The organism is Streptomyces sp. NPDC002853, from assembly GCF_053591915.1.
The window spans coordinates 360707-382430 of sequence record NZ_JBSFUS010000003.1; the positions used below are offsets into that span (position 1 = coordinate 360707).

Genomic DNA, 21724 nt, shown 5'->3' on the forward strand with positions numbered 1-21724 from the left:
ATTCCGGACAGATGGTCCAGGAAAACCGGTTGCGGCGGACCACGCCGGAGGCGACTCGAGGCGTCTTCGGGGGCGGCTCTGTGGACGCGCGTAGATGCGCGGAGAGTCGCGACGGCGGATTACCCGTCGCCCCCGGGGCCCGGGCCAGCGTAGTGCCCCCTGAGGGCGCCGCAAGGGGTAACCCCCGCAGACGCACGGAGGCCGGTCCCCGCCTCTTCCCGGAGGAAGGGCGGAAACCGGCCTCGGATGCCGAATTCGCCGGACGTCAGCGGATCTTGGGCACTCAGCCGTGCTTGGCGCGCGAAGCGCTGCGGCCGCGCTGCTTGGCGTCCAGGACGACCTTGCGGATACGCACGGTCTCCGGGGTCACCTCGATGCACTCGTCGTCGCGGCAGAACTCCAGGGACTGCTCGAGCGACAGCTTGCGGGCGGGCACGACGTTCTCGGTCGTGTCCGCGGAAGCCGCACGCATGTTGGTGAGCTTCTTCTCCTTGGTGATGTTCACGTCCATGTCGTCGGCGCGCGAGTTCTCGCCGACGATCATGCCCTCGTACACCTCGGTGCCGGCCTCGGTGAAGATGACACCGCGCTCCTGGAGGTTGACCATGGCGAACGGCGTGACCGAGCCCGAGCGGTCCGCGACGAGCGAGCCGTTGTGACGGGTGCGCAGGTCGCCGAACCACGGCTCGTGACCCTCGAAGATCGAGTGCGCGATGCCGGTACCGCGGGTCTGGGTCAGGAACTCCGTGCGGAAGCCGATGAGGCCACGCGACGGAACGATCCACTCCATGCGGATCCAGCCGGAGCCGTGGTTGGTCATCGTCTCCATGCGGCCCTTGCGGGTCGCCATCAGCTGCGTGATGGCGCCGAGGTGCTCCTCGGGCGAGTCGATCGTCATGCGCTCGATCGGCTCGTACGTCTTGCCGTCGATCTGCTTGGTGACGACCTCGGGCTTGCCGACGGTCAGCTCGAAGCCCTCGCGGCGCATCTGCTCGACCAGGATGGCGAGCGCGAGCTCACCACGGCCCTGGACCTCCCAGGCGTCGGGACGCTCGGTGTCCAGGACACGGAGCGAGACGTTACCGATGAGCTCCTTGTCCAGACGGTCCTTCACCTGGCGGGCGGTGACCTTGTGGCCCTTGCCGCCCTTGCCGACGAGCGGCGAGGTGTTGGTGCCGATGGTCATGGAGATCGCGGGCTCGTCGACCGTGATCAGCGGGAGCGCGATCGGGTTCTCGGGGTCGGCGAGGGTCTCGCCGATCATGATCTCCGGGATACCGGCGATGGCGCAGATGTCACCGGGGCCCGCCTTCTCGGCGGGCTTGCGCGTGAGCGCCTCGGTCATCATCAGCTCGGTGATGCGGACGTTGGACTGCGACCCGTCGCGCTTGATCCACGTGACGGTCTGACCCTTGCGCAGCTCGCCCTGCTCGACACGGCAGAGCGCGATACGGCCGAGGAAGTTGTCGGCGTCCAGGTTCGTGACGTGGGCCTGGAGGGGCGCGTCCTCGTCGTACTTCGGTGCCGGGACGGTCTCCAGGATCGTGGAGAAGAACGGCTCCAGGTTCTCGCTGTCGGCCGGGACGGTGCCGTCCTCCGGCTTGGTCAGCGAGGCGACGCCGTCACGGGCGCAGGCGTAGACGATCGGGAACTCGATCTGGTCCTCGTCCGCGTCCAGGTCCAGGAAGAGGTCGTACGTCTCGTCGACGACCTCGGCGATACGCGAGTCCGGACGGTCCGTCTTGTTGATGCAGAGGATCACCGGCATCTTCGCGGCGAGGGCCTTGCGCAGGACGAAGCGGGTCTGGGGCAGCGGACCCTCGGAGGCGTCCACGAGGAGGACGACCGCGTCCACCATCGACAGGCCGCGCTCGACCTCACCACCGAAGTCGGCGTGGCCGGGGGTGTCGATGATGTTGATGGTGATGACGTCGCCGCCATCCTTGGGGTGGTACTTGACGGCCGTGTTCTTGGCCAGGATCGTGATGCCCTTCTCACGCTCCAGGTCGTTCGAGTCCATCATGCGGTCGTCGAGGGACTCTGCCGCGTGCGCGGCGAAGGAGCCGGCCTGCTTGAGCATGGCGTCGACCAGGGTGGTCTTGCCATGGTCGACGTGGGCGACGATGGCAACATTACGAATGTCATGGCGCGTGGGCATACGAGCTGCGCTTCTCCCGGGAAGAGTGGATGGCCGCGCGTACGGTCCGGCACGCGTGCCCTGCCGGGCAGAACACGCCACGGCCTCACCCCAGTCTACGGCCCTTACGTGGAGGTCACCTCCGCGGGGGCCTGAAGGGGGGCCTGACCTGGGGTTTTCATGGTCCGGGACGGACACTTCGGGCGCGCGGTCGAGCCTGTCGAGCTCCAGGTGCGCGGGCAAGAAGCAGAAGCGGGAAAAAGGGGCAGGGGTGTCCCGGGTCAAGGGGTGGGAACGACCTTGCCCGCCGGTGGGGGCGGCGGGCAAGGGAGTTGAGGGGAATCTGAGCCTGACCTGCGGCGGAGCTACTTCGCCGCGGGCTTGGCGCCCTGCTTCAGGAAGCCCATGTCCTCATAGTTCGGCACCTGGAACCCGAACGCCCCCGCGTTCGCGAGGTTCGTGCGGGCCGCCATCAGCTGGGGGCGCTGATAGAGGGGAATCGATCCTGCTTCGGCCCAGATGCGGGCATCCGCCTTCTTGACCAGCGCACGGCTCTCGTCCTCGTCCAGCTCCCCCATCGCCTGGTCGAACAACTGATCGATGTGATCCGTACCGACCCGCGTGTAGTTCTGCTCGACGTTCAGCGACCCGTCAGCGGCCGGCACCGGCTTGGCGAAGATCGGGCGCGCGTCCGTGGCCGGGAAGGCCGTCGCGGGCCAGGAGTAGAGGGCGAGGTCGTACTGACCGGAAGCGATGTGGTCCTTGAAGTAGCTCTCGTCGGCGACCTTCGCCGTCTCCGTACGGATGCCGATCTTCTCCAGCATCCGCGAGATCCGGTCGGCCACCGTCCGCAGCGACTCCGAGCCCTCACCGGACGGCAGCACGAAGCGGAGGGTGAGGGGTTTGCCGTCCTTGGCCATCGGACCGCCCGCCGCGGCGGAGGCGGCCGGCGCCGCGGTCCCCTTGGGGGCATACGCCCCGGGCGCACCGCCCTTGGCGGCCTGCTTGTCGGCACGCTTCTCGGCGTGCTGCTTGGCGTGCCCGCCGGGGTCCTTCTTCTTCTCCTTGTCCGCCTCGCCGGGAGCCGTGAGGGTCGCCGCCTGGCGGGTCAGCGCCGCCCGCTGGTATTCCGCCGCCGGAGCGGGCGCGAGCACCGAGGTGCCGCTGTCGCCCGGCTTCTGGTCGTCCTCGCCGACGACGTACGTACCGTCGTCACCCGAGTCCGCGTCCGAATCGGCATCGGAATCGGAATCGGCATCGGACTTGGCCTTCTTGGTGTCCGCCTCGCCCCCGGCCGTCTTCCCCTTCGGCTCCTTCAGCGGGCCGCCCGGCGTCCACCCCGCGTCGGCGAGCAGCGCCCGCGCCTCCGCGGTGTCCTGTTCGCCGAGGGCCCCGCTGTTGTCCGCGTACGCGTGCTGACCGGCGAGGGCCAGGTGGCTGCCGACCGGCTCGGCGGGCAGACCGAGCGGCGAGAGCACCGCCTTGGCGAGCTCCTCGCGGTCGAGGGCCCTGGCCACCGCGCGCCGCACCCGGTCGTCGGCGAGCGGGCCCTCGGTGCCGTTGAGGGCGAGCTGGGTGTAGGCCGGTTCGAGGGACTTGCGGACGGTGTAGCCCCGCAGGCCCGACTGCTCAATGGCGTACTTCTTGATCGCCTTGTCGGTCCGTTCGCGGGCCTGCTGCTCGGTGTCGGCCGCGTCCTCGTCGGAGCCGTGGGCGACCGCCCAGGACCGCAGCGCCTTGGCGGGGGTCAGCTGCGCCTCGGGGCCGTGGCCGAGCGGACCCTGGACGCCCTTGTCACGGGCCGCGTTCGTGATGCGCCGGGCCTCGGGGGCGTCGATCTCGGCGAGGTCGACCTTGCCCTCGGCGAGCGCGGCGGCCCGCTTCTCGCGCGGCACCTCGCGCAGCACCAGCTTGGAGAGCTTCGCCGGCCTGCCCCACCAGCGCGGGTTGCGCACCAGCGTGACCTCGTCCGCCTTGCTGTCGAAGTCCTGCACCGCGAACGGCCCAGCGCTCACCTTGAGCTTGCGCCGCGCACCGTCGTTGAAGGTGTCAGGAGTGCCCATGACCTCCTTCGGGTACAGCGGCGAGAAGAGTGAACGCCAGTCCGCGTACGGCTTGTGGAAGGTGACACGCACCTCCAGGTTGTCCGCGCCGCGCTCGATCTTCTCGATGCGGTCGTAGCCCGCGTTGCGCGCCGTCCAGTACGCGCTGTCCTTCCCGGACAGGGCGCGCTGCTGCGCGGCGAAGTCATCGGCGCCGATCTCCCGGCCGTCGCTCCACACCGCCTGCTGGTTGAGCTTGTAGAGCACCACCTGCTTGGGCTCGCGCTCCACGACCTCCGCGGACTCCAGGAAGTCGCTGTTGCGCTGCGCCCTGCCCTGCGCGTCGAGACGGAACATCGACGGCAGGACGGCTCCCGCGATGCGTGAAGTACCCGCGTCCGCGTCCGACTGGAAGGAGTTGAGGGTCTCCGGCATCGACTCGACGGCCCAGTTCATGGTCCCGCCGTCGGCGACGTGGTCCCGGGCCGCGGGGGCGATGTCCTGGCCGGCGGTCGGGGAGCCCGCCTCGTCCTGGGAGCTGCAGGCGGCGAGGGCGGGCAGGGCTAGCACGCCCGTGGCGAGGAACACGGCAGATCTCAGTCTGGCGCGGTCTGGGGACATGACGGGTACCTCCGGGGCTCGCCCGGCCGCCCGCTACCAGGACCGGGCCGGGTTTGATCACGTTTGGCGGTATATGGAGCTGATCACATCTATCGATCCACTGAAGGGGACGGGACCCGGCACGCGGGAGCGACACGGCGTGGGGGCGCCAGATCCCACTCGTGCGGCCCAACCACGCGTGACCGAGCGTGACGAAGGCCTCGGCCCGCGCGCCGAGGCACGGCCGCGGCGGCGGCGTACACCCCGGCGCATTTCAGCGCGTACGAGCCGGGAATCCCTGCAGATCCCTTCACAAGCCGGGATGTGACGCGCGACACTCGCAGGCGCATGAACGTTGCCGCCGCACCCGTGAAGTGAGGGCAAGTCATGGCTCTGCACGATGATCTGACGGCTGTTCAGCGATGCGTCGACGAGCTGGTCCGCACCGTCGGCAAGCTGGAGCAGCAGGTCGGCGAAGGTTCCCGGGGCGGTCTTGCCGGGATCGACGTGCGCCGCGTCCGCACGGACGCCGACCATCTGCGCGAGAGCGTCGCGTTCCTGCGCGCCGCGGCCCAGGATCCGGCGGCCGCCCCGGCGAAGCGGCCCGACCTGGTCACCATCCCCGACGCGCCGTACGACAGCTCGCTGTGGACGGACTCGGACGACGAGGGCCTCGGCGCGCGCGACCGGCGTGCCCCTTGAGCTGCCGCACCCGCCCTGAGCACGCCCTTTGTGAGCACCGCCGTTCTGAGGACCGCCGATCTGAGGACAAAGGAGTGGAGCCTCGTTGGCCACTGGCACGGAACCCCATCTGAAAAGCGGTCAGGATCCCGGCGGCGTACGAGCGGCGACGCGCGCCGCGATCAGCGCTGCCCATCTGCGGACCGACCGCTGGTGGCTTGCGCCCGCGGCGACCGCCGCCGGTCTCTTCGCCTTCATCGTCTACTCGACGTGGCGGGCCTTCGCGAACGCGGACTACTACGCGGCGCCCTACGTCTCACCGTTCTACTCGCCCTGCCTCGCCGAGAACTGCGAGCCGATGAAGTCAGGGCCCAACTGGGAGATCTTCGGCAGCTGGTGGGGCCTCTCCCCCGCCCTGCTCATCCTGATCTTCCCGCTCGGCTTCCGGCTGACCTGCTACTACTACCGCAAGGCCTACTACCGCGGCTTCTGGGCCTCACCGCCCGCCTGCGCGGTGGCCGAGCCGCACAAGAAGTACTCCGGGGAGACCCGTTTCCCGCTCATCCTGCAGAACATCCACCGCTACTTCTTCTACGCGGCGGTGCCGGTGGCGGGCATCCTCACGTACGACACCGTGCTGTCGTTCCGCGACGAGCACTACGAGTGGGGCCACATGGGCCTCGGCACGCTCATCTTCCTGGTCAACATCACGCTGATCTGGGCGTACACCCTCTCCTGCCACTCCTGCCGGCACATCGTCGGCGGCAAGCTCAAGCACTTCTCCAAGCACCCCGTGCGCTACCGCATGTGGCAGTGGGTCGGAAAGCTGAACGCACGTCACATGCTGCTCGCCTGGGCCTCCCTGGTGAGTGTGGCGCTGGCCGACTTCTACGTGTATCTGATCGCGTCCGGCGTCTTCGATGATCCGAGGTTGTTCTGATGTCTCAAGTGGAGCGGCAGCAGTGGGATGTTGTCGTCGTGGGAGCCGGAGGGGCGGGCCTGCGGGCCGCGATCGAGGCGCGTGAACAGGGCGCCCGTACCGCCGTGATCTGCAAGTCCCTGTTCGGCAAGGCCCATACGGTGATGGCCGAGGGCGGCATCGCCGCCTCCATGGGCAACGTGAACTCCGGCGACAACTGGCAGGTCCACTTCCGCGACACCCTGCGCGGCGGCAAGTTCCTCAACCAGTGGCGGATGGCCGAGCTGCACGCGCGCGAAGCTCCCGACCGGGTATGGGAGTTGGAGACCTGGGGCGCCCTCTTCGACCGTACGGCTGACGGGCGGATCTCCCAGCGCAACTTCGGGGGGCACGAGTACCCCCGCCTCGCACACGTGGGCGACCGGACGGGCCTCGAACTGATCCGCACGCTCCAACAGAAGATCGTCTCCCTCCAGCAGGAGGACGAGCGCGAGTTCGGCGACCACGAAGCCCGGTTGAAGGTCTTCCAGGAGTGCACGGTCACCCGCGTCCTCAAGGAGGATGAGCGGGTCAGCGGCACGTTCTGTTACGACCGCGAGTCCGGCCGCTTCTTCGTCCTCGAAGCCCCGAGCGTGGTCCTGGCGACCGGTGGCATCGGCAAGTCCTTCAAGGTGACGTCCAACTCGTGGGAGTACACCGGTGACGGCCACGCGCTCGCGCTGCTCGCCGGGGCGCCGCTCCTGAACATGGAGTTCGTGCAGTTCCACCCGACGGGGATGGTCTGGCCGCCCTCGGTGAAGGGCATCCTGGTCACCGAGTCGGTGCGCGGCGACGGCGGGGTGCTGCGCAACTCCGAGGGCAAGCGGTTCATGTTCGACTACGTACCGGACGTCTTCAAGGAGAAGTACGCCCAGTCGGAGGAAGAGGGCGACCGCTGGTACGAGGACCCCGACCACAACCGCCGCCCCCCTGAGCTGCTGCCCCGTGACGAGGTGGCGCGGGCCATCAACTCCGAGGTGAAGGCGGGCCGCGGCTCACCGCACGGCGGGGTCTACCTGGACGTCTCCACGCGCATGCCCGCCGAGGTCATCCGGCGCCGACTGCCGTCCATGTACCACCAGTTCAAGGAGCTCGCCGACGTCGACATCACCGCCGAGGCGATGGAGGTCGGGCCGACCTGCCACTACGTGATGGGCGGCATCGCGGTCGAGTCGGACACCGCCGCGGCACAGCGCGTACCGGGGCTCTTCGCGGCCGGAGAGGTCGCGGGCGGGATGCACGGCTCGAACCGGCTGGGCGGCAACTCCCTCTCCGACCTGCTCGTCTTCGGGCGGCGGGCCGGGCTGCACGCGGCGCGGTACGCCTCCGGGCTCACCGGGGCGGGCGCCAGGCCGGTGATCGACGACGTCCAGGTGGACACGGCGGCGGCCGAGGCGTTGCGGCCGTTCAGCGCGGAGGGCCCCGAGACCGGGGCGACGCCGGAGAATCCGTACACCCTCCACCAGGAACTCCAGCAGACGATGAACGACCTGGTCGGCATCATCCGCCGCGAGGCCGAGATGGAACAGGCACTGGAGAAGCTGGCGGAACTGCGGGTGCGGGCACGGCGGGCCGGTGTCGAGGGGCACCGCCAGTTCAACCCCGGCTGGCACCTCGCGCTCGACCTGCGCAACATGCTCCTCGTCAGCGAGTGCGTGGCACGGGCCGCCCTGGAGCGCACGGAGAGCCGCGGCGGGCACACCCGCGAGGACCATCCGGGCATGAACCGCGAATGGCGCCGCGCGAACCTGCTCTGCCAACTCACGGACCCCTCGGGCGGGTTGGCGGCGACGGATCCCGTACGCGGCCAGATCGACCTGGTGCGGGTCACCACCGAGCCCATCCGAGACGACCTGCTTGCTCTCTTCGAGAAGGAAGAGCTGGTCAAGTACCTGGCCGAAGAGGAGCTTTTCGAGTGAGTGCTGCCGCTACGCCGAGTTCTCCCGGTGCTTCCAGTACGTCGTACGACGCCAGGTTCCGGGTCTGGCGCGGGGACGTCCAGGGCGGCGACCTGGAGGACTTCAAGGTCGAGGTCAACGAAGGCGAGGTCGTCCTCGACATCATCCACCGCCTGCAGGCGACCCAGGCACCCGACCTGGCGGTGCGCTGGAACTGCAAGGCGGGCAAGTGCGGTTCGTGCTCGGCGGAGATCAACGGCCGGCCGCGGCTGATGTGCATGACGCGGATGTCGGTGTTCGACCGCGAGGACGTCATCACGGTGACACCGCTGCGGGCCTTTCCCGTGGTGCGGGACCTGGTGACGGACGTCGGCTTCAACTACACGAAGGCACGGGAGGTGCCGGCCTTCGTGCCGCCGGAGGGCCTCGGTCCTGGCGAGTACCGCATGCAGCAGGCGGATGTGGACCGCTCCCAGGAGTTCCGCAAGTGCATCGAGTGCTTCCTGTGCCAGGACACGTGCCATGTGGTGCGTGACCACGAGGAGAACAAGGCGGCCTTCGCCGGTCCGCGCTTCCTGATGCGGGTCGCGGAGCTGGACATGCACCCGCTGGACGCGGCCGCGGAGAGCGGGATCGACCGCAAGAAGAGCGCCCAGGACGAGCACGGGCTCGGCTACTGCAACATCACCAAGTGCTGTACGGAGGTGTGCCCGGAGGGCATCAAGATCACGGACAACGCGTTGATTCCCCTGAAGGAACGCGCGGTCGACCGGAAGTACGATCCGCTGGTCTGGCTCGGGGACAAGATTCGGCGTCGCGGGGAGAAGTGACGCGAGGCCGGGAGTTCTGAGGGATCTGGAGGGCTGGGGAGCTGGGGAGCTGGTGAGCTCGGGGCTTAGGGGATCTGGGGGTAATCCCCCAGGCCGAAGAGTCGAGATTTCCCCCATGGTCACGGGGCCGGGCCGAGATCAGCATTGAGGCATGAACTCTTCCTCGGCTGTGACTCGTTCGGCCGCTCGTGCGGTGGTGACCCGGCGCTCGGTGCTCGGCCTCGCGGCGGTCGGTCTGGCGGCGGCGACGCTGGGCGCCGCTCCTGCCTCCACTCCGGCCTCCACTCCGGCCCCCGCTCCGGCTCCCGCGCAGGCGGGGCCCGTGGGTGGCGAGGCGATGCTCCCCGCGCCCACGGGACCGCACCGGATCGGCACGGTGTCGTCCCGCGTCGTCGACACCTCCCGGCACGACCCCTGGGTGAGGTCCGTGCCGTATCGGGAGCTGATGATCAGCGTCTGGTATCCGGCGGCGGGCAAGGCGGGCGGCGCGACCGGACACCGCCTGGCTCCGTACATGGCACCGGGAGCGGCGGAGCGCTGGAACGCCACGTCTCCCCACGGCATACCGAAGGACGCGATCGACTTCGCCGCCATGCGCACGCACGCGCGGGAGGGTGCGCCGGCCGACACGAGCGGGGGCAGGCGCCCTGTCCTGCTGTACGCGGCGGGGGCCAACGACCCACGCACGTGGGGCACGTCAGTGGTCGAGGAGCTCGCGAGCCACGGCTATGTGGTGGTGACGATCGACCACACGTACGAGGCGCCGGGCGTGCAGTTCCCCGACGGCTCGGTCAAGGACGACGCCCCGCTCCGCGCGGCACTGGCGGAAGCGGAAGAGGACGAAGCGCTGCCCGCGCTCCTCAAGAAGGTCCTGGACGTCCGGGTGGCCGACTCGAAGTTCGTCATGGACCGCCTCGGCTCGCTGCCGAACGGCCTCGCCAAGGTCGTGGACCGCAAGCGGGTCGGCATGGTCGGCCAGTCGGCGGGCGGCATCGCGGCAGCCGAGACCATGTACGAGGACGACCGGGTCAAGGCAGGCATCAACATGGACGGCACCCTGGAGAACAACCCCGAACCGAATGGCACGAATCTGACGCCGGCGGCCCGGCACGGCCTGAGCGGCCCCTTCCTCCTCATGGGTCGGCAGGGCAGTGACCGTACGACGGAACCGTCGTGGCGCGCGTTCTGGTCCCACTCGACCGGCTGGAAGCGGAACCTGACCTTGCGCGGCTCGACGCACCAGACGTACACGGACCTCGCCGCGCTGCTTCCGCAGGCAGGGGTGGACAAGAAGGTCATCGAGGAGCACATAGGTACGGTGGGCCCGAGCCAGGCGGTGGCAGCACAACGGGCGTACACGACGTCGTTCTTCGACCGCTGGCTGCGAGATGAGGACGATCACCTGCTGGACGGGCCCTCGGAGGAGTACCCGGAGGTGGAGTTCGCGGGGTGAAGCGCGGTCTCCCTGCGGAGGGGGGGGCAGGAGGCGGCACGGCACTCACCTCGCGGAGGCCCGCGCACGGCGGGCGGCGAATCCGACGCCGGGGGCGGACGAGGTGCGGTGGCCGGAGGCGGCGGTGGAACTGGTGCTGGCGTAGAGCCGGGCGGCACGGCACCGGGCCGCAATGAGCAAAAGAGCACCGGAGGCGCCGCCCGGTCCCCCGGTCGCGTACCCCCGAAGACGGTCATACGCTCCCAAATGTGACGCCGCCCTCGCACATGGCCGTGCGGGCGACAGCGGCAGCCACCGCACTGCTCGCTTGGTGCCTGCTGCTCCTGTCCGCCCCCGTGGCACTCGCCGCCCCGGCCGATGATCCGGTCACGCTCTCCCGTGATGGCCAGATCACCGACAAGGTGAGCGCCCTCGGTGACCGCAAGGGTTCCACCGAGCGGGCGCTCGACCAGCTCTACGACGACCGCGGCCTCCAGCTCTTCGTCGTCTACGTGCGTGACTTCTCCGGTCGCGGCGCGCAGGACTGGGCGGACGCCACCGCCGAGCGCAACGGGCTCGGCCTGGAGGACCTGTTGCTCGTGGTCGCCACGCACGACCGTCAGTACGCCTACTCCGCCGACGTCGGCTCCCGGCTCTCCGAGGCGCAGCTCCAGGACGTCGCGACCACCGCGATCAAGCCCGCGCTGCGGCAGAACGACTGGGCGGGCGCCGCCATCGGCGCCGCGGACGGTTACAGCGCGGTGCTCGCCGGGCGGCCCGTCCCCACCCCGGCCATCACCCCGGGTGCCGCCGACCCGGGAGGCGGCGGCAGCGGTGACGAGACGGCCGCCGGTGACCTCGTGCTGCCGATCGTGGTGGTCGGCGGCGCGGGCGCCCTCGCCGCGGTGGCGTACGGGCGGCGGAAGAAGCGCACCGCCACGCGGACGACGCCCGGTGGCGGCGGCTGGGGCAAGGGGGCGGCGGGCGGGCAGCAGATCCCGCTCCCCGAACTCGACAGGCAAAGCAAACAGCTCCTGGTGGAGACCGACGACGCGATCCGCACCAGCGCGGAGGAACTCGGTTTCGCCACCGCCCAGTTCGGCGACGAGGCGGTGCGTCCCTTCACGGACGCGCTCGCGTACGCACGTTCCGAGCTGACGAAGGCCTTCAAGCTGCGCCAGCAGCTGGACGATGCCTACCCGGAGGACGACGCGACCCGGCGCACGATGCTGGACGAGATCATCGCGCGCTGCACCGAGGCCGGCCGCCGCCTCGACGCGGAGGCCGCGGGCTTCGACCAGCTGCGCGCCCTCGAACGCGACGTGGCGGGAGCCCTGAACCACGCCGAGCAGATCTTCCGCGACGTCACGGGCCGCACCGCCGCGGCCGAGACCACCCTCGGCAGGATCCGCGAACAGTACGCGCCGTCGGCGTCGGCGCCCGTCATCGGCCATGTCGAGCAGGCCAAGGACCGGCTCATGTTCGCCACGACCCATCTGAACGAGGCCCGCCAGGCCATCCACACGCGCGACAACGGCAAGGCCGCCGTCCACCTGCGCGCCGCCGAAGGCGCCGTCGATCAGGCGGGCACCTTCGTGGACGCCGTCGAGCGCCTCGCCGCCGAGCTCGCGCTGGCCGCGGAGAAGCTCCCCGCCGCGCTCACCGAGACGGAGACCGACCTCGCCGAGGCGCGCGGGCTCCTCGAAGGCACCATGGCGGGAGCGTCCACGGCCGATCTGCACGGCCGTATCGCCCGCGCCCAGACGGTGGTCTCCGAGGTCGGCAAGACGATGGCGGCGAGCCCGTACGACCCGATCGACGCCCTGCGCCGGGTGGAGGAGGCCGACACGGTCCTGGACGAGTCCCTCAAGGGCGCCCGCGAACGCGAGGTCACCGGCCGCCGCGCCGCGGCCCTCCTCGGCCAGGCCCTGCTCACCGCGCGCAGCGCCGTGGGAACGGCGGCGGACTTCATCGACACCCACCGGGGCGGGGTGGGCAGCGAGGCGAGGACCCGCCTGGCCGAGGCCCAGCGCCACCTCTCGGGCGCGGAGGCCGCCCAGGAATCCGATGCCCCCGCCGCGCTCGCCGAGGCCCAGCAGGCCGACGCCCAGGCCCGGCAGGCCCAGCAGCTCGCCGAACGCGACGTACGCGGCTACGGCAACCCCTATGGAGGCGGCGGCGGACGCGGCGGCATGGGCGGCGCGGTCCTCGGCGGCATCATCCTCGGCGAGCTCTTCGGAGGCATGGGCCGAGGGGCGGGCGGCGGAGGCGGCTTCGGAGGGGGCGGCTTCGGCGGAGGCGGCCCCGGAAGCTTCGGCGGCGGGGGGACCCGGGGGCGGATGGGCGGGGGCGGGAGGTTCTGAGACGCGCCCTCCCACGCCCCTCCTCCCGCACCCCCTCCCGCTTCTCCCACGCCTCTCCCCCGCCACCCTCATACGAAGGAGCCCCACATGACGAAGCAGACGATCCTCGGCCGCGTGGCCCAGCTCGCCAAGGCCAACATCAACTCCCTCCTCGATCAGGCCGAGGACCCGCAGAAGATGCTCGACCAGCTGATCCGCGACTACACGAACAACATCCGGGAGGCGGAGGAGGCGGTCGCGACCACGATCGGCAATCTGCGGATGCTGGAACTGGACCACAAGGAGGACCAGGACGCGGCGGCCGAATGGGGCTCCAAGGCGGTCGCCGCCAGCAAGAAGGCGGACGAACTGCGCTCCGGCGGAAGCGCCGTTGAGGCCGACAAGTTCGACGGCCTGGCCAAGGTCGCGCTGCAGCGGCAGTTGCAGTCCGAGCGGGAGGCCAAGGACGCCGAGCCGACGATCGCCTCGCAGACCGAGGTCGTCGACAAGCTGAAGTCCGGCCTCGACCAGATGAAGATCAAGCTGACCCAGCTCCGGTCGAAGCGCGATCAGCTGGTCGCCCGCGCCAAGACCGCGCAGGCGCAGAACCAGATGATGGACGCCGCCCAGAGCATCGATGTCCTCGACCCGGCGAGCGAGTTGAGCCGCTTCGAGGACAAGGTGCGCCGCGAGGAGGCCAGGGCGCTGGGCAAGCAGGAACTCGCCGCGTCCTCCCTCGACGCGCAGTTCGAGCAGCTGGACGGCCTGGGCGACGAGGCGGAGGTCGCGGCCCGCCTCGCCGCGCTCAAAGCGACCACATGACCACTTAGGAGCACTCAGAACTACCCCGTAGGAGTACTCAGAACAGGCTGAGCAGCGCCTCCGCCGCGTCCATCGGCTGCACCCCGCTGTCCGGCAACGGCATCTCGAACCACACCGTCTTGCCGCGCGGCGTCCTGCGCGAGCCCCAGGCGGCGCTCAGCAGGCCGACCAGCTGCAGCCCTCGGCCGCCCTCGTCCGTGTCGCGCGCCCGGCGGCGGCGCGGCTGGACGAGCCCCGCGTCCCACACCTCGCACACCAGGGTGCGGTCGAGCAGGAGCCGTACCCGGATGTCACCCTCGCCATACCGCAGGGCGTTGGTGACCAGCTCGCTGACCAGCAGTTCGGTGGTGTCGCAGAGGGGGTCCAGGTCCCAGGAGCGCAGCTGCGCGCAGGCCAGTTCGCGGGCCCGGCCCACCGACTTCGGGTCGCGCTCCAGCGTCCAGTCACCGACGGCTTCGGCGGGCAGGCCCTGGATGCGGGCCATGAGGAGCGCGATGTCGTCCTCTCCGTGGTGGGTGTCGAGGGTGTTCAGGACGTGGTCGCAGACGTCCTCGAGGGCGGGCGCGGGGTCGTCCAGCGCCCGTACGAAGGCGTTCAGGCCCTCGTCCAGGGGGTGGTCGCGGGATTCGACGAGCCCGTCCGTGTAGAGCGCGAGCAGGGCGCCCTCGGGCAGTTCGACCTCGACCTCCTCGAAGGGCTCGCCGCCGACTCCCAGGGGCATGCCGGGCGGCACGTCGAGCATGAGCGGTGATTCGCCGGGCTCGACGAGCACGGGCGGCAGATGCCCCGCGTTGGCGAAGGTGCAGCGGCGCGTGACGGCGTCGTAGACCGCGTAGACGCACGTGGCGAGGTAGACCTCGGAGAGGTCCGTCTCGCTCGCGGAGCGCGTCTGACGGGCCGCTCTCGTGGCCTGCTGGGTGCCTGAGGGGTCACCGAGGCCACGGGCGATCTCGTCGAGCGCGGAGAGCACCTCCGCGGGCTCCAGATCGAGGAGCGCCAAGGTGCGTACGGCGGTGCGGAGTTCGCCCATGGCGACGGCGGCGCGCAGACCGCGGCCCATGACGTCGCCGACGACCAGGGCGGTGCGGTGGCCCGGCAGCTCGATGACGTCGAACCAGTCGCCGCCCACCTCGGTGGCCGCGTTGCCCGGCAGGTAGCGGCAGGCGATGTCCAGGCCGGACGCCTCGGGGTCGTCGGGCGGGAGCAGGGACCGTTGCAGTATCAGCGCGCGTTCGTGCTCGCGGCGGTAGAGGCGGGCGTTGTCGATGCAGACGGCGGCGCGCGCGGCGAGCTCGACCGCGAGGGCACGATCGCGCTCCCCGAAGGGCTCGCTGCCCTTCGTGCGGGAGAACTGGGCGAGGCCGACGACGGTGTCGTGGGCGACCATCGGCACGGCGAGCGTCGACTGGATGAGCCCGCCGGTGAGCCTGCTCGCGGAGCCGTCGTCAGCCCCCGAGACCAGCCGTGGCCGCGCCGTCCGCAGGGCGTCGGCGCAGGGCGACGTGAAACCGAAGCGGTGCACCGCGCCCACGTCGACGGGGTGGCCGCCGTCCGGGAAGGGCGCGTCGGCGACGGCACTGGCGAAGGCCACGCGGCGCAGCTCGGCGCTCCCGTCGGCGAGGCCGGGAGGCGTCTCGTCGCCGTCGAGCAGCCCTTGGTAGAGGTCCACGGACGCGAGGTCGCAGAAGCCGGGGACGGTGACGTCGAGCAGCTCGCGCGCGGTCGTCTCCAGGTCGAGGGAGTTGCCTATGCGGGCGCCCGCTTCGTTGAGAAGGGCGAGGTTGCGGCGGGCGTGGGCGGCCTCGCGGGCGGCGGCGTGCCGCCGGGTGACGTCGGTGCCGAGGCCCGCGATGCCTATGGGGCGGCCCGAACCGCTGTGCACGCGGTAGAGGTTGATCGACCAGTGGCGGCGGTCGTTGCTGCCGGGGGCGGGGCCGACGATCTGCATGTCCGTGACGGAGTCGCCGGTCTCCAGGACCCTCTTGAGGGCGGCGGCCATGCGGTCGGCCTCGTGCCGTGGAAGGTAGTCGTGGACCGTTCGGCCCCGGTGGTCCTCGACGCCGCCTCCGAAGACCGCGGCGAAGCGGCGGTTGGCCCGCTGCACCTTCAGGTCGGTGCCGAACAACAGGAAACCGAAGGGAGATTGGCCGAAAATGGCCTGCGAGGCGGCGAGGTCGGTCTCGATCTGCCGCAGCGCCCGCACGTCGACGACGATGCAGACGGCGGCCCGCTCGCCCTCCTCGGTCTCGGTCGGCATCACATAGACCTCGGCGATGCCTTCGGTACCTGTGGCGGTCCCGTAGGGCCTGACGGACCCGTCGCCGTCGGACCCGTCACCGTCGGACGCGTCAGGCCCGCCGGCCCGAGCCGGCGTCCGGAAGGGGACGGACCCGGTCCACTCCCTGCCGTCCAGGATCTCCGCCATCTTGCGGTGCCCGCTGCTGCGCAGCTCGGCCGGGACGAAGGCCTCGATCGGGTCCCTGCCCACGGCGTCGTCGGCGGCCACTCCGAACAACCGCTCCGCCCGCAGGCTCCACTGGTCGATGAGACCGTCGGGGCCGATCGAGAACGAGGCCACCTTGATGTAGTCATAGATCGAACCGGGTGGACTGCTCTGCCACATCACATCATCCGCAGCTTCGCCCCTAGCGTCACCCGACGGCCCGTCCTGCTCCGTCGCCTTCGCTGGTATCTCGCTCACGCGAACCGTCCCCTCCAGCTCACCACGTCCGGCACCGGTCACCGGATGCGGCTGCCCGCAGTATCCAGCACTACGGAGCCACGCCACACGGCGTTCACGATCACAGCACGGACTCAACCCTTTTTGGCCCGTGACCGTCTTGTGTCCGTCTCACGCTGCCAGTCTTCTAACCCGGCAGCACCAGCTCGAACCACACCGTCTTCCCCGTCTTCCCCGTTCTGCCCTGTCGTGTCCCCCAACGCCGCGACGCGCGGGCCACCAACTGGATACCCCTGCCCCCCTCGTCATCAGGCGCGGCCTCGCGCTCCCGGGGCGGGTCGGGCAGCGGATCGGAGACCTCCACGAGAAGTGTGCCAAGGGGTCCGGCCTGGCGTACGAGACGTACTCCGATGGGGCCCGAGGCATGCCGCAGGGAGTTGGTCACCAGTTCGCTCACGAGGAGGACGGTGACGTCACCGAGGGCGGCGAGGCCCCAGGCTCCGAGCTGCTTGCGGACGACGGCACGGGCCATGCGCACGGCGCCCGGGTCCGCGGGAAAGTCCCACTCGGCGCAGTCGCCTTCGGTGTCGATCACGCCGATCACTTCCAGACCAGCAACAGCGGACCCTTGTCCGGTTTCATGGGGTTAATGGGCACATACCCGATATCCCGGCGGAATTACCGCTTACCTGGTCGCACTGTGGCACGAACGGCGTAGGTGGGGCTCAAGTGCGGGCGGACATCACCTCGCGCGCTCCCCCGGCCGACGGCATCCGACCAGGCTTGACGGCTCCCGACCCGCCCCAGCAGGTCTTGGCCCGCCCCCGCCAGCTCCCGGCCCGCCCTACCGGCACTCGATCGCGGCCGCCACCGCCGGGACGTCCACGTCGAGCCAGGGGACCGACCAGACCTCGTCCGGCGACAACCAGCGCAGTTCGTCGTGGTCCTCAAGGGGCTCAGGGACTCCGGAGCGGAGCTCGGCCGTCCACACCCACATGACGTACCCCGGCTTGAGCGGCCACTCGCCCGGCACTCTCGCGACCGGCTCGGCGTCGACGCCCAGTTCTTCGCGCAGCTCCCGCGTCAGGGCCTCCTCGGGACGCTCGCCGGGCTCGACCTTCCCGCCCGGCAGTTCCCAGCGGCCCGCGAGCTCCGGAGGTGCGCTGCGCCGCGCCGCAAGCAGGCGCCCGTCGTCGTACAGGGCGGCGCCCACCACGATCCGTTCCGTCATGCGGCGGAGCCTATGCGGTCAGTGCGCGCTGCCGTTCTGGCTCAGCTTCTCCACCCAGTACAGCTGCTGGTGGCCGTGGTCGTCGAGGCTGTGCGCGATCCTCTCGGCCTCGGCCTTCGTCGCGTACCTGCCCACCCTGTAGCGGTTGCCGTTGTCGTCCTGGCGTATCACGAACCAGGGCAGTACGACCGTTCCGTCATTCATCGCGCCCCTCCGCTCGCCGCCCTCGGCGCGCGCCACGCCTCGATCAGTAAGGAAACCGCAATCCGCATATGCCCGAGCCTACGCCCGACCTTTACTCAGCGGATACGACTTGGCACAAAGAGGTACGCAATTGGCCAACGCCAAGGGGGCGCACTTTGTCGAGTGCGCCCCCTGGTGTCATCGGGTCGTCCGATGCGAGCCGGCGATACCCCCGGAACTGGTCACGGATGCGGGCAGGCATCAACTCGCGACGGCGGCGGGCGGACGGGCCCGGCCGCGTTCTGGGTGTGCGCCGGAGCGGACGGTCATTTCACCGGCAGGTGGTACGCGACCCGATACCGGTCCGCGGGGACCACGATGTCGGCCGTCTCGACCGGTTTGCCCGACGCGTAGTACGTCCGCTGCACGACGATCACCACGTGGCCGGGGACTCCGCCGAGCGCCATGAGCTCCTCCGCAAGCCCCGGGCGCGCGCCGACCTCCTCGGCGACGTTGTCCACGACCACGTCGATGGCCGCCATGCGCTCGACCACTCCGCAGCCGCCCAGCGGCCCTTCCTCGGGGAGCATCACCGGAGTGCGTCCGGTGACGGCGAGGGGCTCCCAGGACGTGGAGAGCATCATCACCTCGCCCGCGTCGCGGTAGACATACTTGGTGCACATCACGCGGTCGCCCGCGCGGATGCCGAGCCGCTCGGCGATCGCGCTGCCCGCCTCCACCTGCTCGCTGCGGGACTCCCAGGTGCCGCGCGCGCCGTCCTCCGCCTGCTCCTGACGGAACGGCGTCGAGCCGCCGGAGGCCCGGTAGCCGGTGCGTGCCACACGGCGGGGCACGGGCCGCTCGCGCACGTACGTGCCCGAGCCGGAACGGCCTTCGACCAGACCCTCGGCCATCAGGACCTTGCGGGCCTCAAGGGCGACCGTGTCCGACACCCCGTACTCCTCGCGGATCCTGGCCTGCGAGGGGAGGCGGGTGTGCGGCGGCAGCGAACCGTCGACGATCTTCTTGCGGAGATCACCCGCGACACGCAGATACGCCGGCTGTTCACCGAAAGTCACTGGCCACTCCCATCAGGTTGACAGACAGCAACAGCCTGGCAACCGTGGGTTGTTGGCCGCAAGCCAAGGCCAAGGAATCACCCGAAGTGATGATTTTGAGGTGCGCAGGTCTTTACGCAGCGGCTTTCCGCAGCTATAGCGATCACTCCTCGGGGATGCCCCGGGAGGCGGCGATCAAGCGCTCTCGCCGCGGATGGCGAGGAAGCGGGCGACCGCCGCGCGCGCGATCTGACTCCCCCAGCCGCCCCAGTTCACGTCGAAACAGTGGTCCGCCCAAGGGAGTTCGACGTACGTCGCCGGCGCCCCCACCGCGTCGAGCCGCCGTGCCAGCTCACGCGCCTGCGCCACCGGCACCGCCCGGTCCGCGCTGCCGTGCAGCAGGAGCGTGGGCGGCACATCGGTCCGTACGAGCTTCGCGGGTGAACCCAGCAGGTAGCGGGCGGGGACGGCCTTCGCCGAACCGCCCATCAGGCGCGGGATCATGGGGTCGCCGCGCAGCGCCGTCCCCGCGATGAGGCGTCCCATGTCGGTCGGCCCATAGAGGGAGATCACCCCGGCGACCGAGCTGTCACGCACCGCACAGGATGACGGGACGCGGTCATCACCCTCCGTGTAGGCGGCCGAGAGCGCGAGGTTGCCGCCCGCCGAACTCCCCGCGAGGACCAGGCGGCCGGGATCGATGCCGAACACGCGCGCGTGCCGCCGCACCCAGCCCACGGCACACTTCACGTCGCCGATCTGGTCGAGCTGGGTCACGTGGGGCGCGAGCCGGTAGTCGATGTCGAAGACCGACCAGCCCCGCGCGTTGAACCAGCGGTTCCAAGCGGGACTCTGCCCCCGATGCCCCTTGTTCCAGCCTCCCCCGTGCACCCAGACCACGGCGGGGTGGCGCACGCCGGCCCGCTTCGGCAGGGTCCAGAGGTCCAGCTTTCCGCGTTGCTCGCCGATGCGCGCGTAACGGCGGGTGCGGTCGCCGTCGGGGGCCTTGGCGTAGTTCACGCCCTCGAAGTAGGCGCCGGGGGCCAGGGATTGCCCGTGCTTCTCGGCGGTGCGGTACGCGGCGGCGTAGGGCATGACGCCGTAGACGAGCGCGACGAACGCGGTCAGTACGGCCACTCCGGCGCACCAGGGATGCCGCCGTCCCGCGGCCACTCCGGCGACCAGGCCGATGACGGCGGGCGGCACGAGTACGAGCCCCCAGGAGGTGACCGCGCCCGCCACGAGCACCAGGAGGGGGATGCGGGGCAACGGGGCCGCGACGAGCACGACAAGAGCGGCGTTCAGGAGGGCCACGACGACGAGAAGCCCGCGGGAGAGGTGCGTGACGCACGAAACCCTGGCCCCGTTCCGGTCGTTGCGGCCACCCCTTCGGGAAGAATCCGACGCCGCGGGCCTCGAACCACGCTGGCCGGCGACGGTCGGCGTCACGACGGTCGTCACGCCGAAGAACTATCACAGAAGCAGACAAAAGCCCCTTAAGGTAAGTGACTGAGGGACCGAGTGGCTGCGCATGTGCGCGAGTACGGTGCTCCTGATGTGAACGGGTCGGGCGATGCGGGGGGATACGCATCGCGTGCGGCGCACGAGCGGGGGACACATTCATGGGCACATCTGCCGTCACGGTGAGAGCCGTCAACAAGCTGACCGCGCGCTGGGCCGACACGGCCCCCGCGCACAGCGGCACCGTCTTCTCCGCGGCGGGCGTGTGGCCGCTGCTGGCCTTTCTGGCGGCCGGGGCGCACGGCAGGGCCCGTTCCGAGATGGCCGAGGCGGTCGGCCTCCCCGCGGACCACGCGGCGGGCGCGGCGCGGCACATGCTGGCATCGGTCGACGCGATGCGTGGCGTGGACGCGGCCATCGGCATGTGGACCAACCGCACGCTGGAACTGCGGGAGCAGTGGCTGACGGGCCTCCCCCTGGAAGCACTCGGCGTACTCACCGGGGACCCCGCGGCGGACGCGGCGGCGCTGGACGCGTGGGCGTCGAAGCGCACCGGGGGTCAGATCGACCGCATGCCGCTCCACCCCGGCAAGGACGCGGAGTTCGTCCTCGCGAGCGCGCTCGCCCTGCGCACGGAGTGGCTTCAGCCCTTCACCGAGGGCGCTTTGGCGCCCGAGAGCGGCCCGTGGGCGGACCGCACGCTCACGGCCCTGTACCGCACCACGTCACTGCTCGACCGCGTAGGCGTCGCCGAGACCCCGGCCGGACCCGTCACGGAACTGAAGGTCATCGGCGACACCGGAGTCGACGTCCATCTCCTCCTCGGGGAGGAGCGGATGAGCCCCGGCCAGGTTCTCGGAGCGGGTGTCGACATCCTCGCGCGCACGCGTGCGGTACTCCCGGGCCCTCGATTGCCGTACGGCGATGTCGGCCCCGGACTGAGTGTGCGCAAGGTGCGCTGCGAGCGCCCCATGCCTCCGACACTGAACGTCACCACCGTGCCGTTCACGCTGTCGGCGCGGCACGATCTGCTGACCAACCGCCCACTGTTCGGCCTGACCACAGCGTCGACGGGCCGCGCGGGGGGCCACTTTCCCGGCATCAGCTCTTGCCCGCTGGTGATCGACAACGGCGCCCAGGCGGCCACCGCCACCTTCGGAGCGCTCGGCTTCCGGGCGGCGGCGGTGACGGCGTTCAGCGCCATCGGCGCGGGCCTCCCACAAGAGCGCTACCTCACCACCGAGGTCGACGCCGTCTTCGACCGCCCCTTCGGCTTTCTCGCCGTCCACCGCACCTCACGCCTCGTCCTCGCGGCGGGCTGGGTCACCGACCCGGAGCCGTTCCGCGAGGACGAGGAGGAGAGCTAGAA

General features: G+C 70.6%; 16 protein-coding genes. 8 read left to right on the forward strand and 8 right to left on the reverse strand.

Features of this window, described 5'->3' with window-relative positions; genetic code table 11:
- Positions 1–283 precede the first annotated feature (283 nt).
- Both typA and ACWD02_RS09570 read right to left on the reverse strand, forming a co-directional pair.
- Positions 284–2158 carry a translational GTPase TypA gene (gene typA / locus ACWD02_RS09565; RefSeq protein ID WP_399395128.1) on the reverse strand — a complete coding sequence of 625 codons (1875 nt, stop codon included), beginning with the start codon at positions 2156–2158 and terminating at the stop codon, positions 284–286.
- Between the two features lie 344 nt (positions 2159–2502).
- Positions 2503–4800, reverse strand: coding sequence for an ABC transporter family substrate-binding protein (locus ACWD02_RS09570; RefSeq protein ID WP_451206666.1), 2298 nt, complete (start codon positions 4798–4800; stop codon positions 2503–2505).
- A 366-nt stretch (positions 4801–5166) separates the two neighbouring features.
- On the opposite strand from ACWD02_RS09570, the gene ACWD02_RS09575 reads away from it, so the two are divergent.
- The 7 genes from ACWD02_RS09575 (at position 5167) to ACWD02_RS09605 (ending at position 13742) form a co-directional block, all read left to right on the forward strand.
- A complete protein-coding gene (locus ACWD02_RS09575; protein WP_451206668.1) occupies positions 5167–5481 on the forward strand; it encodes a hypothetical protein in 315 nt (104 codons plus the stop codon).
- Positions 5482–5566: 85 nt separating this feature from the next.
- Entirely contained in the window at positions 5567–6400 is an 834-nt protein-coding gene (locus ACWD02_RS09580; RefSeq protein ID WP_451206670.1) for a hypothetical protein, read from the forward strand.
- The gene (locus tag ACWD02_RS09585; RefSeq protein ID WP_451206673.1) at positions 6400–8337 is read left to right on the forward strand and encodes a fumarate reductase/succinate dehydrogenase flavoprotein subunit; all 1938 of its coding nucleotides are present in this window, start codon (positions 6400–6402) and stop codon (positions 8335–8337) included. The genes ACWD02_RS09580 and ACWD02_RS09585 overlap by 1 nt, the downstream gene beginning before the upstream one ends.
- The gene (locus ACWD02_RS09590; protein WP_451206676.1) at positions 8334–9146 is read left to right on the forward strand and encodes a succinate dehydrogenase/fumarate reductase iron-sulfur subunit; all 813 of its coding nucleotides are present in this window, start codon (positions 8334–8336) and stop codon (positions 9144–9146) included. The genes ACWD02_RS09585 and ACWD02_RS09590 overlap by 4 nt, the downstream gene beginning before the upstream one ends.
- Before the next feature lie 151 nt (positions 9147–9297).
- Positions 9298–10599: an alpha/beta hydrolase gene (locus tag ACWD02_RS09595; RefSeq protein WP_451206679.1), complete on the forward strand. Its 1302-nt coding sequence runs from the start codon at positions 9298–9300 to the stop codon at positions 10597–10599.
- Between the two features lie 266 nt (positions 10600–10865).
- A complete protein-coding gene (locus ACWD02_RS09600) occupies positions 10866–12941 on the forward strand; it encodes a TPM domain-containing protein (protein ID WP_451207455.1) in 2076 nt (691 codons plus the stop codon).
- Between the two features lie 87 nt (positions 12942–13028).
- Positions 13029–13742 carry a PspA/IM30 family protein gene (locus ACWD02_RS09605; RefSeq protein WP_451206682.1) on the forward strand — a complete coding sequence of 238 codons (714 nt, stop codon included), beginning with the start codon at positions 13029–13031 and terminating at the stop codon, positions 13740–13742.
- 37 nt (positions 13743–13779) lie between these two features.
- Here the strand turns inward: ACWD02_RS09605 and ACWD02_RS09610 are convergent, their stop codons facing one another.
- The 6 genes from ACWD02_RS09610 to ACWD02_RS09635 form a co-directional block, all read right to left on the reverse strand.
- A complete protein-coding gene (locus ACWD02_RS09610; RefSeq protein WP_451206684.1) occupies positions 13780–16443 on the reverse strand; it encodes a SpoIIE family protein phosphatase in 2664 nt (887 codons plus the stop codon).
- Between the two features lie 166 nt (positions 16444–16609).
- The gene (locus ACWD02_RS09615) at positions 16610–17026 is read right to left on the reverse strand and encodes an ATP-binding protein (RefSeq protein WP_451206687.1); all 417 of its coding nucleotides are present in this window, start codon (positions 17024–17026) and stop codon (positions 16610–16612) included.
- A 240-nt stretch (positions 17027–17266) separates the two neighbouring features.
- On the reverse strand, positions 17267–17653 hold the full coding sequence (locus ACWD02_RS09620) for a (deoxy)nucleoside triphosphate pyrophosphohydrolase (RefSeq protein WP_451206689.1): 387 nt from the start codon (positions 17651–17653) through the stop codon (positions 17267–17269).
- A gap of 18 nt (positions 17654–17671) precedes the next feature.
- Positions 17672–17857 (reverse strand): SPOR domain-containing protein, encoded by a 186-nt coding sequence (locus tag ACWD02_RS09625; protein ID WP_451206692.1) that lies wholly within the window; start codon positions 17855–17857, stop codon positions 17672–17674.
- A 305-nt stretch (positions 17858–18162) separates the two neighbouring features.
- Positions 18163–18915, reverse strand: a complete 753-nt coding sequence (locus ACWD02_RS09630) for a GntR family transcriptional regulator (RefSeq protein WP_451206696.1) — start codon at positions 18913–18915, stop codon at positions 18163–18165.
- A gap of 174 nt (positions 18916–19089) precedes the next feature.
- Positions 19090–20355, reverse strand: a complete 1266-nt coding sequence (locus ACWD02_RS09635) for an alpha/beta hydrolase fold domain-containing protein (RefSeq protein ID WP_451206699.1) — start codon at positions 20353–20355, stop codon at positions 19090–19092.
- A gap of 161 nt (positions 20356–20516) precedes the next feature.
- On the opposite strand from ACWD02_RS09635, the gene ACWD02_RS09640 reads away from it, so the two are divergent.
- The gene (locus tag ACWD02_RS09640) at positions 20517–21722 is read left to right on the forward strand and encodes a serpin family protein (protein ID WP_451206702.1); all 1206 of its coding nucleotides are present in this window, start codon (positions 20517–20519) and stop codon (positions 21720–21722) included.
- Positions 21723–21724 lie beyond the last annotated feature (2 nt).